Consider the following 15,880-nt stretch of genomic DNA (forward strand, 5'->3'; position numbering starts at 1 on the left):
TGGAAAATGTCGATTTGGTTGCATATTCTTTGACTATGTTCTCTAGGCAAGGATGCCCAAATGAATAGTCACCATTCACTTATATTCAGCTGCACTAGCGCGTTATTGCTGTCTGGTTGCTTAACTGACACCAGCCAGCCCTTCGAAGTACCACAACTTGTTTTTTTCAAAGGTATGTATGAGAACGCTGATAATGGCAGCTATTTGCTTTTTGAGTCAGGGGAAGTGATTTATCAAACAACGGATAACACGGTTACGCGTAACTACAGTATCGACGATGATTTGATCACTATTGAGTTGAATTCAGGAAATAGTCGAACCAAGTCTGGCTTGGTTATGCGAATTCAACAACAAGGTAACGTACTAACCTGTAATCAGTGCCCAGCGATGCAGTTAAGCAACGTCTGGACACGCGTTGAACAACCTTTGAAAGGATCATCGAATTAGAAAAGCCCGCCATTTAGCCATAAGTGAGCAGCGATACTGACGGCATAGCCAATCATGATCACTGGCATCCATTTCAAGTGGCCAAAGAAGGTGTATTTGCCATGCGCTGCCCCCATTAATGCTACTCCAGCTGCACTACCAATAGATAATAAGCTACCACCAACCCCAGCGGTTAAGGTGATCAGTAGCCAGTTGCCCATCGACATTTGTGGCTCCATGGATAACACGGCAAACATCACCGGAATGTTATCGACAATCGCAGATAGAATCCCGACCATAATGTTGGCCCAAATTGGATCCCATTGGCTATACATCACACCAGACGCGAGTTCCAAGTAACCAAGCAAGCTTAAGCCACCGACACACATCACCACGCCGTAGAAGAACAGCAGGGTGTCCCATTCGGCATGCGACACTCTTCGAAATACATCAAAGGGCACGACTGAACCGAGTCGTTTCAATGCCCCCTCATCATTATTGGCAATCGCCACTGCCTTTTTCTTCGCTAGTGAATTCGGTAAGGTCTTACGTAAGAAATACCCAAAGAACTGTAGATACGCCAGCCCCATCATCATGCCGATCACTGGCGGGAAGTGGAGCACGGCATGGAAAGCAACCGCAGTTGCGATGGTCATGATGAACAAGAACACGATGCGTCTAGCACCGCGTTTTAATTCAACGTGTTGATGAACCGTATCGGGTTGGGTTGTTGGTACAAAGTAGGACATGATCAATGCGGGGACGAGGTAATTCATCACCGAAGGAATAAATAGGGGAATGAACTCACTGAAACTCACATAGCCAGCCTGCCATACCATTAGCGTTGTGATATCACCGAAGGGACTGAACGCGCCGCCAGCATTGGCGGCGATCACGATATTCACACAGGCTAGGTTAACGAATTTAGGGTTAGAACCTGCGACCTTAAGAACTACTGCACACATCAATAGAGCTGTGGTGAGGTTGTCGGCGATAGGTGAGATAAAGAAGGCCAGAATACCGGTTAACCAGAACAGAGAGCGGAAATTAAAGCCTTTGCCCACCATCCACGCTTGCAGTGCATCAAACAGTCTTCTCTCTTCCATGGCGCTGATGTAGGTCATGGCGACGAGTAGGAAAAGTAACAGCTCGGCGTATTCGAGTAAGTTGTGTTCGAGCGCTTGTTTAGCCACTTCAACAAGGTTGTACTCTTGGTAGGTAAAACCGATGATTATCCAGATCAATCCAGCTGCAAGTAACACAGGTTTGGATTTCCGGAGCTTTAGGTACTCTTCCATCATCACCACAATGTAGGCAATAACAAAAATGGTCAGTGATAGGTAGCCAACAAATGAGTTAGTTAGCTTGAGAGGCTCTCCTAACTGAGAGGTAGTCGCGCCCGCTACCGAAGAAAAGAAGAATAAAGAGAGAACAGCAGAAAGCTGGATACCTAACATGGATTACGCTCCGAAGTTAATAAGTTATTAACACGGGTAAAAGCGTAGACCTAAATAATCATGTGCAGTGTGATAGATATCTTAATAATTCAATAGATTATAGTGAAAGCATTAGACTGTGATGAAAACGAAATACTTGTTTGAAGAGAAAAGAGAAAAGAGAAAAGAGAAAAGAGAAAAGAGAAAAGAGAAAAGAGAAAAGAGAAAAGAGAAAAAGCCCTATCGGACTCAGTGCCGATAGAGCTTACTCGGAATTGCCAATACTATGCAGCATTGAGATCAAACGTCAGCGTTTGTTCTGCAGCACATACTTCAACAGGCCAGCCATAGGATCGGTATTCCAGCGCAAGTTTGTCCGCTACTAGGCGAGATACCGTTGCTGTAATCCACATGCCTTTGCCCATTACTTGATATTTAAGCGTTCTCATTTCCATTGTAATCACCGTTTCCTTTAATATTGGCTGCGCGAAGTCTATAGCACCTCTGAGGGCTGAAATTTCGAATCAAGCTCAAATTCTTTATAAACGGGCTCACCGTTTTCGCTAGGCTCAAAACTCAATCAACTAAGGGTAAACGGTTGCATTTTGGAAGCGAACTCACTCTTTAAGTCTCTGTATTATAATTGAATTAAAATTAAACAAAAAACCATGTAAGAGATCACTTACATCATTATCAGAGATCTGATTAGGTAAAAAACTCTCACTAGAATCCTGATTTGTGTGTTGATTGTGTGCGTTTTTGGTTGCGGTGTTGAAGCAAGATTTGTTTAGTTTTGTATGTGAAATATTCTAATTTATTTAGCGTATAGTCCTGCTTTTAAATCCAAATCACAGTTTTATATGTTGCTGTGCTTCTTTTATTCAAACCGATACGCTATTTGATTTTGGTCATTAACCTTTTGCTCATTAGTTTGCACTATCTATACGTGTTCTGTTCCACATAAACGAGATGTATAGAGGTCCTTATGACTAATCCAACCAAAACCGATCGTAAAGTCACGATCGGTAGCTATATCGCACTCGCATTCGCGATTGTGTTCTTTTCAGGCTTAATGCAGTCCAATGAATGGTATGGAGTGTTCGATTTTACAACGCTCAACGGTTCATTCGGTAAGGTTGCTTACGATGTGAGTGAAACGGCTGATGGTATTCAAGCGGCAACGACGTCACTGCGTGGTAAAGGTGGTAGTGGTGCTCGCGACGGTTTCATTTTTGCTTTGACACTTATTCCGACCGTGATGTTTGCACTGGGTATGATCAACGTACTTGAGCATTACGGTGCACTGGATGCAGCTCGTAAACTGCTGACACCTCTGCTTCGCCCTCTGATGGGTATTCCGGGTAACTCAGGCTTGGCATTGATCGCTTCTTTGCAAAGTACCGATGCGGGTGCAGCGATGACACGTCAGTTGAAAGACGAAGGGCATCTAACTAAGCGCGAAACTGATGTCTTCACCATGTTCCAGTTTACGGCGGGTGCAGCGATCGTTAACTTTTTCTCTTCAGGTGCGGTGCTGTTCACTCTAACGGCGATGGATGGCTCTTTAGCGGTAACATCGTCAATTGGCTTGGCTGTCGCTGTGATGTTCATCTTTAAGTTTGTCGGCGCGAACCTGTTCCGTATCTACCTGAATATTACCGAAGGCAAAGAAGACAAACCAAAATCAGACAAAGAACAAAAACTGGAAGAGGAAGTAGCATAATGAGCGAAGTGAAAGCAAAGAAACCAATGGTTACTGATATTTTCGTTGAAGGTGCTAAGAAAGGCTGGGTTATTGCGACTACCTCTACGGTACCGAATGTTCTGATGGCATTTGTGATCATCAAGGCATTACAGATAACTGGTGCGCTGGATTTGATGGGCAGTGTATTTGCTCCAATCATGGCGGTATTTGGTTTACCTGGAGAAGCGGCAGCGGTATTGATCGGTGCGTGGATGTCGATGGGGGGCGCGGTGGGCGTGGTTATCACGCTGTTTGACCAAGGCATTCTGAACGGCAACCATATTGCAATTTTGGCACCGGCTATCTATTTGATGGGTTCTCAAGTGCAATACATGGGTCGTATTATGGGGCCAATTGGTACTGAAGGTCGTTACATCCCAGTTATGATCGCGATTTCGGTATTGAATGCTTTTGGTGCAATGTTCTTGATGAACATTATTTTGTAACGTGCCTTTGAACGGTTAGCTGCTAATAGCTTTTAGACGTTACAAAAAAGGAAACCCCGTTTGGCTTTCACCAAACGGGGTCTATTCTTTTCGTAGCCATCCTGCTACTGCGCATTACTTATCTTTCAATAGGTAACTGGTGCTCCCTGCATCGTTCCTTGACGTGGCTAAATCCTTTAACCTATCCAATTCATCGCCGTCCTAGCGGTGTCCTTGCTAACTCATCATCCTGATAAGTGACTCTATCCTAGAGTATAACTTCCTTGCTGATAACTCATCCTAAGTCATCAAATCTTCATCCTGAAGATACCTAATCCGTTAGGCTTTTTCCTGTTCCTGCCAACTCCCTGTCGACATGTGTATTAAACACTGCAGAGGCTTTACTCACAATCTACCTCAAGAAATAAATGTGCTCATAAACCAGAAGAAATATGCGTGGATTCATACAAAACAAGGGCTTGGGTTTGTATTTTAGGAATTTTCTGCGAAGCTTGATTGTGATCTCTTACGTTCGGTGTAAGAGATCTCTTACAAGTGCTCGGGCGTGATTTTCATTTTATCTCGGCGGTTATTGTCGAACAGATAAGAAAGAACACTGAGTAAATACAAAATAATAGGGAAATATGATGGTTACAGCACTTTACGCAGCCTTGCTGACGGTCGTAATGATTTGGTTAGCAATAGAGGTGATCAAGCAAAGGCGAATCAATCTTGTTGCTCATGCTGATGGCGGTGTTGAGTCGTTACAGATAGCACGTTCGGCACAAAGTAACGCTATGGATTACATCCCAATCACCGTTATTTTGATGGGATTGTTAGAGATGAATGGTGCCGGTGTGTGGCTGATTCATGTCATTGGTGTGGCGTTTATTGTGGGGCGTGTGATTCATGCGAAAGGGATCTTAGCGAAGAATTTCAAAGGTCGAAAAGTGGGGATGGTGTTAACGCTTGTCTGCATGATCTCTTTGATTGTCCTAAACTTAGCTTACCTACCTTTTGATAAAATGTTCTAGGGAGCATTATGGCGTTGCGTCTTCCTCCTGCTTGGGCGATTGTCCTTGCAGGTTTGATACTCAACATCATGGCGATTGTCATGTCGAGCTTGGTGCTCGATAAAATTGAAGCTGAGAAAGCGGAATACAACGATCGAAAATACGGCAATGTGTACTCAATACAGCTTGCTTGGAATACGATTGAAACCCTAGAGCGCAAGCGTGAAGCGATTTTGATTCACCTTGATAAACCAGAAACGGTGCAGCCAACCACAGTTCTCGATGAAGCACTGCGTGGGCAACTTAGGCGTTGGGTGAGTAGCGAAGTGCCAAGTATCTCTTTGGCTCACCTACCGAAACTGATGATGCTGATAAACAGTGCGCAAGAAGCGCAACGAACTCGAATCGATGACTACTATTTGGATAACCTGACCTTGGTTGAGTTAATCCAAAGGCTTGATGAGAAAATGGCTTTCTATAAGAACATAGCCCTGTTTCTTCAAGTATTTGGCTTGGCGCTTATCCTAGCGCGCGATCTTGCTAGAAGACCTTAATCTTTAACCTTACTTCCTCCATTTACTTATCGACTTGTATCGTTAGCGAGACTCATTTGGCAAGTTAGGGTGCTGTTGGCCTTGGTACTTTGGTAACTGTTCTTTTAGCCCCTTAAACGTGCTCAGTGCACTGCCTATCGATAACTTGTTCATCAACCAATTTGGCAAGATGCCACCTGCGTTCGCATACGCGGTGTAGGTGATGTAGGTATTGCCATTAGTCAGCGGTTGTAGCGTCCAAAGTGCGTCCACATCGTAGATTCGAATGTACCCCGACTCTTTCGCCAAATAGTTCGACGCATCCTTTATCGACAAAACAAACTGCCCATCCTCGATGCTGTATTTTGAGTAGGTCACCATGTCTCGATCTCTGGCAGGCCACGGTGCTTTGAATTGGGTATAGACGATGTTTTCCGCCTCAGATATCTGCATCAACACACGGCTTTGCGACACGTTATCTATCCAGTTTGGCACGTTCTCGCTGTCTTCCAGCAACAACAGAAAACCGGAATAAGTGGTGGGCGTTTGCATCTGTGCTCGTATTTCGACCAAGCCTTCGCTGTGTGGCCTTTTATCAATCATTATGCCATCTTCACTTTTGACGAACTGCCACGGGTTGGCATAACTCAGTGTCGATAGGGCGCAGAGGCCGAGTACCAAAATCCTAGGTAATGTCATTATTCTTCCGTAAAAAGAAAAGCTTATCTGCTAGGAGTATAGAATAAAAATGGGCTTAGTAGGTGTTGCCTATCGTTTTGGGTTTACCTACTTGGGGAAGGTCACAGTGAAAACGGAAACGTTCGGTCGCTTCCGTTTTTGTTGGTGGGCAATGGATAAGCGCTGTAGGCTAAAACTTAAAACTTAAAACTTAAAACTTAAAACTTATAGCTTATAGCTTATAGCTTATAGCTTATAGGCTTCTACGGTTTTGATGGTTGTCCAGTTGTTGTTGGCATCTTGGATGAATTCTTGGGTATTCTCTAGCCAGCGTTTTTGAACCGATTTGTCTAAGTTCAGATACAACTTCCCATCTTCCACCTTCCAAGCGAGAGGGTCGGTTTCAAACTTCTTACCCATCGCTACCCCAAAGGCGCAGTAACCGCCATATTGAGGGGCATAGGCTTCTGGATTGGCTCGAAATTCATCTCTGTTTTCACTGCTTGCAAAGTTATAGATCGCATTCTTATAGGTCGCTGTGAACTCAGATGTGCCTTTAACTGGCCCTTCATTGGCAAAGTAAGCGACAGGGTCATAGCCTTTGATCGCGAGATCATTGCTGTCGACACTCATATCAAGGTCTGCTGCCATTAACGAAAAGCTAGTGCCTAGTAACGCGGCCAATAGAGTGATTTTTTGACTGGTCGATTTCATGTGTGACATATCAAGTTCCTTGTCAGTGTTGGTTATCTTGTTTGAAATAATTTAGCCCACTCGTCCGGTCTATAGAGGGACAAAAGAACTAAAAACTAAGCGAATCGTTCGGAGGGTGCATGGATCTGCTTTCACAACTAATGAAACACTTCTCGATACGTACCGGCGTTTTCTATTCAGGAAACCTGTGTGGGGTGTCGTCATTTAACGCGCAACAAGCTAAAGAGGGGCATCTTCATGTATTGAGCGCGGGGGAGTTGAGCTTGTCTAGTGCTCACACGGAACACCGGCATTTGTCGCGGCCTTGCATTGTTTATCTGCCGAATAGCACACCACATGTGATTGAAGGTGTGGGAGACGGCGCGGAAGTCGTGTGCGCGAATGTGGAGTATCGTTCAGGACAGATGAATCCTTTATTGTCGGCTCTGCCTGACGTGATAGTAATTCCGTTTGAGGAGGCACCGAATTTGATGCCGGTGATTGAGGTGTTATCTAACGAGTCGAGACAAGAATCGTCGGGGCAGCAGTACTTAATGGATAAGTTGAGTGATGCCTTGATGGCTTTGATTTTCCGTCATCTCATCGAAAAACAGAAAATTGATAGCGGCGTTTTCTCGGCTCTTGCTCACCCACGATTGGCTTCTGTGGTGACGGCTATTCACCGATTGCCTGCTCGTCATTATTCGATTGCCGAAATGACCTTACTGGCCGCGATGTCTCGCACTCAGTTTATTGAAGCGTTCAAACGGGAAGTGGGTGAAACGCCGGGAGATTATGTGCAAAAGTGGCGAGTCTCTGTTGCTCAATCTCTGTTATTGCAAAATAAGCCGATCAATTGGGTCGCTGATGAAGTGGGTTACAATAGCTATTCAGGATTCTCACGTGCTTTTCAACATGTTGCCGGAGTGTCGCCACGCCGTTGGCTAAAGCAAAATGCGTCGTGAAACGCCGGGCAATCCCTACTTGGTTTATGGCTATTCGCATCAGGCTGGTCTATGTTTTAGCGGAAATTGTATGTAGTTTGTTCTTTTCTCGGAACAGGGTGTAAAAAGGTGGACTTTATAAGCTCGTTGTAACATCCTGCCCGTCCTATTTTATCTAGACACCAATGAGACGAAGTGCCTGCTGAACATTATTCAGCCTCCCGTATCTCATTAAAGTATTAAGGAGTTCAACTTGAACCTATTTGTAAGAGACCTTACCGTTATCGATTCTTCATACATCTGTGAACACAGAGGGGTCGTAGGAGACAGTTGGATTTTAGATGTCACCATGTCTGGTGAACTTAATGAAATGAGCATGGTGCTGGATTTTAGCAAGGTCAAAAAGCAGATCAAACAGCTTGTCGATCAGCTCGTTGATCACCGTTTGCTGCTGCCAATGCAAAGCGCTGCAATTGTTCTTCAAGCGAGCAAAGCGGGCTACTCTAAGGTTGATGTGTTGCGTGGTGATAAGAGCCTTCATCTACATTGCCCTGACGAAGCTTATTGCCTGATTGATGCAGAAGCGATCACCATCGAGAGTGTGACCGCACACGTTTATCATATTCTTCGCGATAACCTACCAAGTAACGTCACAGGGTTAGAGATCACCCTTCGTCATGAGAACATTAATGGCGCGTTCTATCACTACACCCATGGTTTGAAAAAGCATGATGGCAACTGCCAACGCATCGCGCATGGTCACCGTTCTCCAGTAGAAATCTTGGTCGATGGTCAGCGTGACGAACAACGCGAGCAGGCGTTTGCTCAGCGCTGGGAAGACATCTATTTAGGCTCTAAAGAAGACCAAGTTTCAGTTTCATCACTTAACCTGAGTGAACACGCGAAAAGCGTTAATGATGAAAGCCACTATGGTTTTAGCTACACGGCGCCACAAGGTGAGTTTGAGTTAGCGATTGCTAAGAGTGAAACAGAGATCTTGCCAACCGATACCACGGTGGAATTATTAGCAGGTTACATTGCGGATCAAGTTGCTCCAAGTTTGACAGAAAACCAATCACTACAAATTGTGGCTTATGAAGGGGTAGGTAAAGGCGCGATGGCGTTCCGATAACACCTCATGAAAGGCGTAGGTTCACTCTTTATCTGAACAAAAAGGCAAGATACTAAGTTATCTTGCCTTTCTTTTTTGTTGCTCTTTAAAACTGATTTAGCGAAGTAGCACGCGTCGTAATGGTGTTTTTTCGATCCCAACAACTAACCCGAAGCTCAACAATACGGTGCCAAAAAATACGGTCACGTCTTTTGCTAACTCAGTGATACCCAAAACTCCGCAGACGTTGAACAGCACGATAATGATCAAAAGGTGGCAAACGTAGATACCCAACATACGATTCGAGATCGCGCGAACCCACGCATAGTCGCCGATGTTTGGATTAGCCAAAAGCCACATAAACACGCCCATTCCCCATAGTGCCGTACCAAACAAGAAATCATTCATGTTGAACCCGACGTCGAACGTGGTGAGCCATGCCGCCTCAGCAAAGTGAATCAACATGCCTAACACTAATAACACCAACGCTTTGGCTGACGACACCTTCCATTGATTCTGACGAATGAGGAAACCTAAGGTCACCATTAACGTGCTAAAGAACGGGCCGTTACGAGTAAAGAAAGGTGCGCTCAGGTCGGTTAAGTTCGCGTAGCTGCCCGCTAAAACACCATAGACGTAAAGCAGAATAGCCGTTGGTAATAGTAGTTTGTCGAGTTTCATTTCGACCATTAGAGCGATGATCAAAACGGCACACACAAGTGCAGGAATAAACCACAAGTGCACCAACCCACCCTCTAAGAAAGAGTTGAGCGGGGTGTTCATTAAAAAGCCCCAATAGCCTTGGCGTTCGCCTAAGTAACCGAACTCTTCCACCTTCGCGAGGTTGAATGGCATGACTAGGCAAATGATGCTCCAAACTAACCAAACCTTGAGTAGTGGCTTGGAGTAGTTGACCACGGTTGTCCAAGGCGATGCGGTCAGCTTAGGTTGAATCAGATACCCTGAGATAAGGAAGAAAAGAGGCACAGCGAAGCGAGCGGTTTGGTTAAGTACATAGCCAATCCAAGGCACTTCATCGATTTGCCAATAAGTAAGTGCCATTTGGCCATGTAAGCCGATGATCGCCAAGATAGCAATCACTCGACCCAACTCAATACTGGCGATGCGTTGTGAAGGCGTATGTTGAACGGAAGACATATCAGATCTCTTAGTAAAATTTTTACGAAATCTAGCAGTCTTTATGCCCAACTAGTTAGTCCTAAATCAAGGCTTATGACCTTTGTTTCAAGGCTTGTGTTGGTTTTTTGAAGCCTGTCGCAGCTATATTAAATCCATTGCAGTAAGCGCAAAGATGCCAAGTGTACAAGTGATAAGCGAAGCCATAGTTGTGAGCGCGATAATATTGGCAGCAAGCGTTGCATTTCCACCCATTGCACGTGCCATGACATAACTCGCGGCTGCGGTTGGTGCAGCACTCATCAGGAAAATTAGGCCCAGATCGAGACCTTCAAAGCCTAAGGCCAATGCTGCTAATGTGATAAGTAAGGGGGAAACAATTAATCGGTAACTTGAGGAAAACCAAGTAGCGAGTTTCTCTTGTTTGAGAGAGCTGATATCCAATGAGCCGCCTGTACAAAGTAAAGCCAAAGGCAAGGTCAATTTTGCCAAGTATTGCCCGGCGTCAGTGACCATTTTTGGGATAGGAATCGAAAGTGCATAGAAGACGACCGCTAAGAAAATAGCGATGATCAATGGGTTTTTGGTAATCGACTTGGCGATTACTTTAATCGCTTTCGCGCCAGTGTCTTCGCCTTTGGGTGTCAGTGCAATCACGGCTTGAATGTTATACAGCACGGTTAGAGATGCGACATAGATAGCCGCCAATGCCACGCCTTGGTTGCCATAGATATTAGCCACATAGGCGAGGCCGATGATCGCGGTATTAGCGCGAAATCCACCTTGGACAATCACACCTTGATCTTTCGAACCTTTGAATACCAACTTGGTCGAGAAAATCGTGAACAAGAAAAAGATAAAGTTAGCGATGACGCCAAAGGCAACTAACGCGCTACTGGCTGAAAAGTTGTGATTCGATTGAACAATACTCAGAAATAGCATCGCGGGCAGGGTGACTTGAAAGACCACCTTAGATGCGACATCAATGAAATTGTCATTGATTAAGCCGATTCGCTTGAGCATCACACCAAGAAACAGCATTAAACAGATAGGGCCTGTTACTGACGCCGAAAACGCAAACTGTTCCCAAAGTGTGTTCATTCTTCTTCCTTTGTTAGTTGATTTCAATTTCCTTTGAATACTGTCGCATTTTTCCATAATTCTTTGATAAGACAAAATGAATACCAAGGGTTAAGTAAAAAATCTTGAAAAAAAGAACGAACGTGCTAAAAGTAATGTATCAGATTTATTATTGGTGAATAATGAGCAAGGGAAAGATAACCAAAGAGTATATTTTGAGCCATGCATTCGCGCTTGCGAGTGAGAATGGGCTTGAGAGTTTGACGATTGGCGAGTTAGCCAAGCAGTGTGGCATGTCTAAGAGTGGCTTGTTTGCACACTTCAACTCTAAAGAAAACCTGCAACTCTCTGTACTCGAGTATTCCAACGCCATATTCACCGAAAGAGTCATCATTCCCGCAAGAGAGCTGGGAGATGGTGATATTGAAGCGAAATTGAAGCAGCTGCTCGATAACTGGCTGGGTTGGAATCATTCTTTCCAAGGTAGCTGCATGTTTATTGATGCATGGAAAGATGCGGGCAGTGAAACGTCTGTGATTCAGAAAGCACTGCAGAAAACCATTTCAGTGTGGATTGACTACTTGACGATTCAGGTAGCAAAAGCGGTTGAGAGCAAACAGTTCAGAGCCGATTTAGATCCTAAACAGGCAACTTTTGAGTTATACGGTCTCTATTTGAGTGCGAACTTGTTCTACTCTTTACGAGGCCAACAAGCGAGCCATACCCATTTTTGGAGTGGTGTAGAGCGCTTAATTGCTAGCTGGAAAGTGGTTTAACTCGCCAAGCCACTTGGTTCGGAAAAAAACCATAGAGTTCGCAAACCAGTTAGTTTGCAAGCTTCTTAGCCCGCAAACTATTGAGCTCGCAAAGCATGTGACTTTGCTTAACTAAGTTTTGCAAAAGATTTGAAGAGAAGTGGCGGCAAGCAGTCATAAAAAGCGCTATCGCCATTTTTTATACTAACAAATAGCACGGTCGTTCGATTTTTAGGGCCGAGCTCGATCCGCCAATGATAATGGCGATACAAGGAACGGTCATGAGTGACAAAATCTACTTTAATACATCGAACAAATTCAGCTTCAAGCGCAGCTTGATTGGCGCAACAACCAACCTGCATTACATTCTAGCGCCGAGCCATGCGAAGAAAACGGCACGTAAGCTGCTGCTCACTCCAATGCGTACCGAGCAAAAAAATGCTGATCCCCAAGGGCTTATCAAGAGTGAAATTGAAGGTCGTGATGGCGTTTTAAAAACCTATTCTTTAGGTACGGGGCCTGTTTGGGTGCTGACTCATGGTTGGTCTGGCACCGCGAGTCAGTTCTTCCCTCTGATGGAACACATCGCCGCCAAAGGTTTTACGGCTCTGGCTTACGATCATCCTGCTCATGGTGGCAGCGATGGTGTACATGGTCATATTCCTGCGTTTGTGAACGGTCTTGAAGCCATTCTCGATTCGGTGGGTGAGGTAGCTGGTTTGGTCGGTCACAGCATGGGTACCGCTTCTGCGTTGGAATGCAAGCACGTTAAATTGGAAAACAAGCCATTATTACTGATTGCACCTGTACTGGATTATCTAGAAAACCTATTTGGCAGCGTCGCGCGTTCAGGTTACTCAATGAAACTGTTTGAAGCGGTAGTCGGAGAAGTCGAAGAGCAGTTTAACTACCCAATTCAGTCTGTTGATCCCTATGGAAAGCTAGCGCTTCGTGAGTCTCAGACGATCATCGTTCATGATGAGCAAGACAAGTTTACTAAGTTTGATGTGTCTCAGCGTGCTGCTAATGAAATGGGTCGCGTTACTTTAGTTGCGACTCAAGGACAGGGCCACGGTCGAGTAATGAAGTGCCCAGAAGTATTTGAGAGCTTTGATAACTTGATTGGTTAACTTTAACTAATCAAGCCAGTAGAACGCAGGTTAAGAAAACAAACACTAAAAAGGCCAACCAGACATTATCTGATTGGCCTTGCTTTTAGGTGTTTATTTGACGCTTAGTTCGCGTTTAGCTCAACCCTATTTTTAGTTAGCAGCTTGCAGGACCGATCTCTTTCCACACGCCCCATTGGCCTGTCGTTGTTGGATCTTCACCTGTTGTCCACCATTTCGCTTCCCAAACCTTACCGCCTTGAGTCACTTGGTCGCCGCCAGTGTAAACCGCGCCTGAATCCCAAGCGTTAGTACACGTACCGCCGCCTGTGGTTTTCTTAATAACTTTCACTGAAGTAGCCGCTACTGATGTCTCTGTGCCATCGCTGACCGTTACAGAGAAGTTCAGCGTTGTATCTTGCGTGTATTCCGCCGCGACAAAGCTCACTGAAGAACCTTGAACCGTTGCATCAATACCAGCAGGTACATCCCATGTGAAGGTCAATGTGTCTTGGTCTGCATCGCTTGAAGCCGAAGCATCAACTACGACTACATCACCCGCATTAACTTCAGCCGGAGCCGTAACCACAGCAACCGGTGCTGTATTGACTGGGCCTGTGTCCTTAGGAGTTACGGTTACAACAGCGGTGTCAGTAGAAGTAGCGCCTTCGTTGTCAGTTACCGTCAGGCTGAACGTGAGTACTTCTTGTTGCGCGACTTCAACCACATCGAAGCTTGCAACAGCGGCATTAGCGTTGGCTAGCGTTACTGCTGTGCCGCTTACTTGTGACCAAGCATAGCTCGCAATCGTACCGTCGCTGTCTTTTGAAGCGCTGCCATCTAGAGAAACAGAAGCTGGGCCTTCAACCGATTGGTCTGCACCTGCAGCTGCCGTTGGTTTGCGGTTGACAGGATCTGTTGTACCGCCAGCAAGGCCTTCATGCATTGCATTTAGGATATCGCCGTTATCTGCATCAATTTCCCAAGAGAATAGACCTGCAAGGCCAAGGCTACGAACGTACGCGCCTTTTGCTTTTGCCGAGCGGTCATCATCAAATGTGATCAGCTGACCTGAAGTGCGGTTCCATACGTAAGGCGCTTCTGCCATTTCGTCGTAACCGTATTCGAAGCCATTGATACCTTGGTTATTCGCACCAAGCATGTTCGCCTTAATGCCTTTGTAGTCGATAACGCCATCTTCCCAGACGCCTTGCGCAGAGCTACCTTTCAGTTTGCCGTTACCAACACCTGTCATAGGGTCGCTAGGATCCGAAAGTGATGAGGGTAATACACCTTCCCAACCACGACCGTACATTGCTGCACCTACGACAAGCTTGTTAGCTGGAACGCCTTGTTCGAGCAGCAATTGGATGCCGTTGTCCGTTGTGTAAGCTGGGCCTGTGTATGGTTTGCCATTTTCATCAATGCCTGAGCCATCACACTGACCAGGGCGCATGAAGTTACCGCAGTGTAATGCTGCTTGGTGACCTAATACGTTGTTCCAACCGCCGTAGAAGTCGTAAGTCATCGCAAAGATGTAATCCATGTATTGGATAGCATCGCCGTAGTTCACGTCTTCAATTTTATCGTGGCCAACACCTATCGCAGATGTTAGCTCGTAAGTACGGCCATTTTCTGCTTCTAGCTCATCGAGCATCGCACGTAATTCTGCCATCAGTGCAATGTAGGCTGGGCCATCATTTTCTGGGTCACCAAGCTCTGGCGCAGCACCGCCACCACCTTGGTATTCCCAGTCGATATCTACACCATCGTAGAATTTCCATGTGTTTAGGAATTTTTTAACAGATGCAACGAAGGTGTCACGGTTGGCTTTGGTTGTAAAATCAAAGAACGGGTCAGATAATGTCCAGCCACCAATTGATGGGATGATCTTCAAATCAGGATTACGCTGTTTGAGCGCCATCATCATTGCGTAATTACCCTTGATCGGTGAGCTGTATTCGTGACCCGCTTGAGGGAAGCTCTTCTGGAAAGCCGCCCAAGGGTCATGGATCACCACCTCGTAATCGTTAACGCCCTGACATGCCGTCATGAGTGCGTTGTAGCTGTTACCACCTACTGATTTAACTGATTCGTTCGGACCACAAATTGGGATGAAGCCATAAAGGATATGGGTCAAGTTGTCAGCGGGTAGGTTATCTACCGTGTAGTCACGACCATAAATACCCCATTCAACAAAGTAAGTACCTACTACCGTGTTTGGATCTGTGTTGTATGACTTGTTGTTTGGATCCACATTCATCGCAAGTGGCGCTAAGTGGGAGCCATCGGTATCTGCGATGGTGATTTTAGCGGGTGCGCTCTTGCTACAACCAGTTTCGTCACACGCTTCAATTTCCATATCGAATAAGCCGCCTTGGCCGTATTCGAATGAAGCCGTGGTTTGGCTGCCAGTGATTGGGCCGGTGGCTACTTTAACGCCATCAAAGTAGATGTTGTACGTGTTTCCTGACGTTCCGCTCCATTGGTTGAACTTGACGTCGACCTTTGCTTTATCGTGATATTTCACCATCTGGTTGTAGCCAGAGGTGGTTTCCATCGCGAGTTCAATTTTGGAAAATTGCAGGTTGTTGGAACCGTACATGTCGATGCTAGGTGCTGTTGGAGCAGCTAATGCTGTACCAGATAGCGCTAGAGCAATGCTCGCAGCACAGGTATTTATACGAATCATACTATTTCTCTCATTCCTTGAAGATTACGAGAACCAATTGGCCCCATAAACGGCTCCAATCAGTTTTGAAGGAGCTTCCCAGTCAGTATTCGAGAGAGTTTTAA

Annotated in this window: 16 protein-coding genes; 9 read left to right on the forward strand and 7 right to left on the reverse strand. The window is 45.5% G+C overall.

All coding sequences use genetic code 11. The features are described 5' to 3' along the window. Positions 1–60: 60 nt before the first annotated feature. Positions 61–447 (forward strand): hypothetical protein, encoded by a 387-nt coding sequence (locus MSG36_RS02710; RefSeq protein ID WP_248366093.1) that lies wholly within the window; start codon positions 61–63, stop codon positions 445–447. On the opposite strand, the gene nhaD is transcribed toward MSG36_RS02710, so the two are convergent. Both nhaD and MSG36_RS02720 read right to left on the reverse strand, forming a co-directional pair. Further along, the gene (nhaD, locus tag MSG36_RS02715) at positions 444–1,883 is read right to left on the reverse strand and encodes a sodium:proton antiporter NhaD (RefSeq protein ID WP_248366096.1); all 1,440 of its coding nucleotides are present in this window, start codon (positions 1,881–1,883) and stop codon (positions 444–446) included. The two genes, MSG36_RS02710 and nhaD, sit on opposite strands and share 4 nt — an antisense overlap. A gap of 263 nt (positions 1,884–2,146) precedes the next feature. Further along, complete coding sequence (locus MSG36_RS02720) at positions 2,147–2,317, reverse strand: hypothetical protein (protein WP_248366405.1); 171 nt, start codon at positions 2,315–2,317, stop codon at positions 2,147–2,149. A gap of 530 nt (positions 2,318–2,847) precedes the next feature. Here MSG36_RS02720 and MSG36_RS02725 point away from each other — a divergent pair. The 4 genes from MSG36_RS02725 to MSG36_RS02740 all read left to right on the forward strand — a co-directional run bounded on the left by MSG36_RS02725 (position 2,848) and on the right by MSG36_RS02740 (position 5,598). Then, the gene (locus MSG36_RS02725) at positions 2,848–3,585 is read left to right on the forward strand and encodes a nucleoside recognition domain-containing protein (protein ID WP_048610036.1); all 738 of its coding nucleotides are present in this window, start codon (positions 2,848–2,850) and stop codon (positions 3,583–3,585) included. Beyond that, entirely contained in the window at positions 3,585–4,052 is a 468-nt protein-coding gene (locus MSG36_RS02730; RefSeq protein ID WP_004737023.1) for a YjiG family protein, read from the forward strand. The genes MSG36_RS02725 and MSG36_RS02730 overlap by 1 nt, the downstream gene beginning before the upstream one ends. Positions 4,053–4,678: 626 nt before the next feature. Next, on the forward strand, positions 4,679–5,065 hold the full coding sequence (locus MSG36_RS02735; RefSeq protein WP_050620185.1) for an MAPEG family protein: 387 nt from the start codon (positions 4,679–4,681) through the stop codon (positions 5,063–5,065). An 8-nt stretch (positions 5,066–5,073) separates the two neighbouring features. Continuing rightward, a complete protein-coding gene (locus MSG36_RS02740) occupies positions 5,074–5,598 on the forward strand; it encodes a hypothetical protein (protein ID WP_017061527.1) in 525 nt (174 codons plus the stop codon). 42 nt (positions 5,599–5,640) lie between these two features. Here MSG36_RS02740 and MSG36_RS02745 read toward each other — a convergent pair whose 3' ends face one another. Beyond that, complete coding sequence (locus MSG36_RS02745) at positions 5,641–6,276, reverse strand: START domain-containing protein (RefSeq protein ID WP_248366100.1); 636 nt, start codon at positions 6,274–6,276, stop codon at positions 5,641–5,643. Positions 6,277–6,501: 225 nt separating this feature from the next. Next, positions 6,502–6,978 (reverse strand): YHS domain-containing (seleno)protein, encoded by a 477-nt coding sequence (locus MSG36_RS02750; RefSeq protein WP_248366102.1) that lies wholly within the window; start codon positions 6,976–6,978, stop codon positions 6,502–6,504. A 110-nt stretch (positions 6,979–7,088) separates the two neighbouring features. Between MSG36_RS02750 and MSG36_RS02755 the strand changes: the two genes are divergently transcribed. After that, complete coding sequence (locus MSG36_RS02755; protein WP_248366104.1) at positions 7,089–7,913, forward strand: AraC family transcriptional regulator; 825 nt, start codon at positions 7,089–7,091, stop codon at positions 7,911–7,913. Between the two features lie 232 nt (positions 7,914–8,145). Further along, positions 8,146–9,024 (forward strand): 6-carboxytetrahydropterin synthase, encoded by an 879-nt coding sequence (locus MSG36_RS02760; RefSeq protein WP_248366106.1) that lies wholly within the window; start codon positions 8,146–8,148, stop codon positions 9,022–9,024. Between the two features lie 96 nt (positions 9,025–9,120). Here the strand turns inward: MSG36_RS02760 and MSG36_RS02765 are convergent, their stop codons facing one another. Both MSG36_RS02765 and MSG36_RS02770 read right to left on the reverse strand, forming a co-directional pair. Then, complete coding sequence (locus MSG36_RS02765) at positions 9,121–10,161, reverse strand: acyltransferase family protein (protein ID WP_048663913.1); 1,041 nt, start codon at positions 10,159–10,161, stop codon at positions 9,121–9,123. A gap of 123 nt (positions 10,162–10,284) precedes the next feature. Then, positions 10,285–11,241 (reverse strand): AEC family transporter, encoded by a 957-nt coding sequence (locus MSG36_RS02770; protein ID WP_248366108.1) that lies wholly within the window; start codon positions 11,239–11,241, stop codon positions 10,285–10,287. A 161-nt stretch (positions 11,242–11,402) separates the two neighbouring features. Between MSG36_RS02770 and MSG36_RS02775 the strand changes: the two genes are divergently transcribed. Both MSG36_RS02775 and MSG36_RS02780 read left to right on the forward strand, forming a co-directional pair. Continuing rightward, positions 11,403–11,996, forward strand: coding sequence for a TetR/AcrR family transcriptional regulator (locus tag MSG36_RS02775; protein ID WP_050632571.1), 594 nt, complete (start codon positions 11,403–11,405; stop codon positions 11,994–11,996). A 260-nt stretch (positions 11,997–12,256) separates the two neighbouring features. After that, a complete protein-coding gene (locus tag MSG36_RS02780; RefSeq protein WP_059018026.1) occupies positions 12,257–13,105 on the forward strand; it encodes an alpha/beta hydrolase in 849 nt (282 codons plus the stop codon). 136 nt (positions 13,106–13,241) lie between these two features. Here the strand turns inward: MSG36_RS02780 and MSG36_RS02785 are convergent, their stop codons facing one another. After that, positions 13,242–15,776 (reverse strand): glycosyl hydrolase family 18 protein, encoded by a 2,535-nt coding sequence (locus MSG36_RS02785; protein WP_248366110.1) that lies wholly within the window; start codon positions 15,774–15,776, stop codon positions 13,242–13,244. Positions 15,777–15,880: the final 104 nt, after the last annotated feature.

This window comes from Vibrio sp. 1CM8B, assembly GCF_023161685.1.
GTDB classification, from domain to species: Bacteria; Pseudomonadota; Gammaproteobacteria; order Enterobacterales; family Vibrionaceae; genus Vibrio; species Vibrio coralliirubri.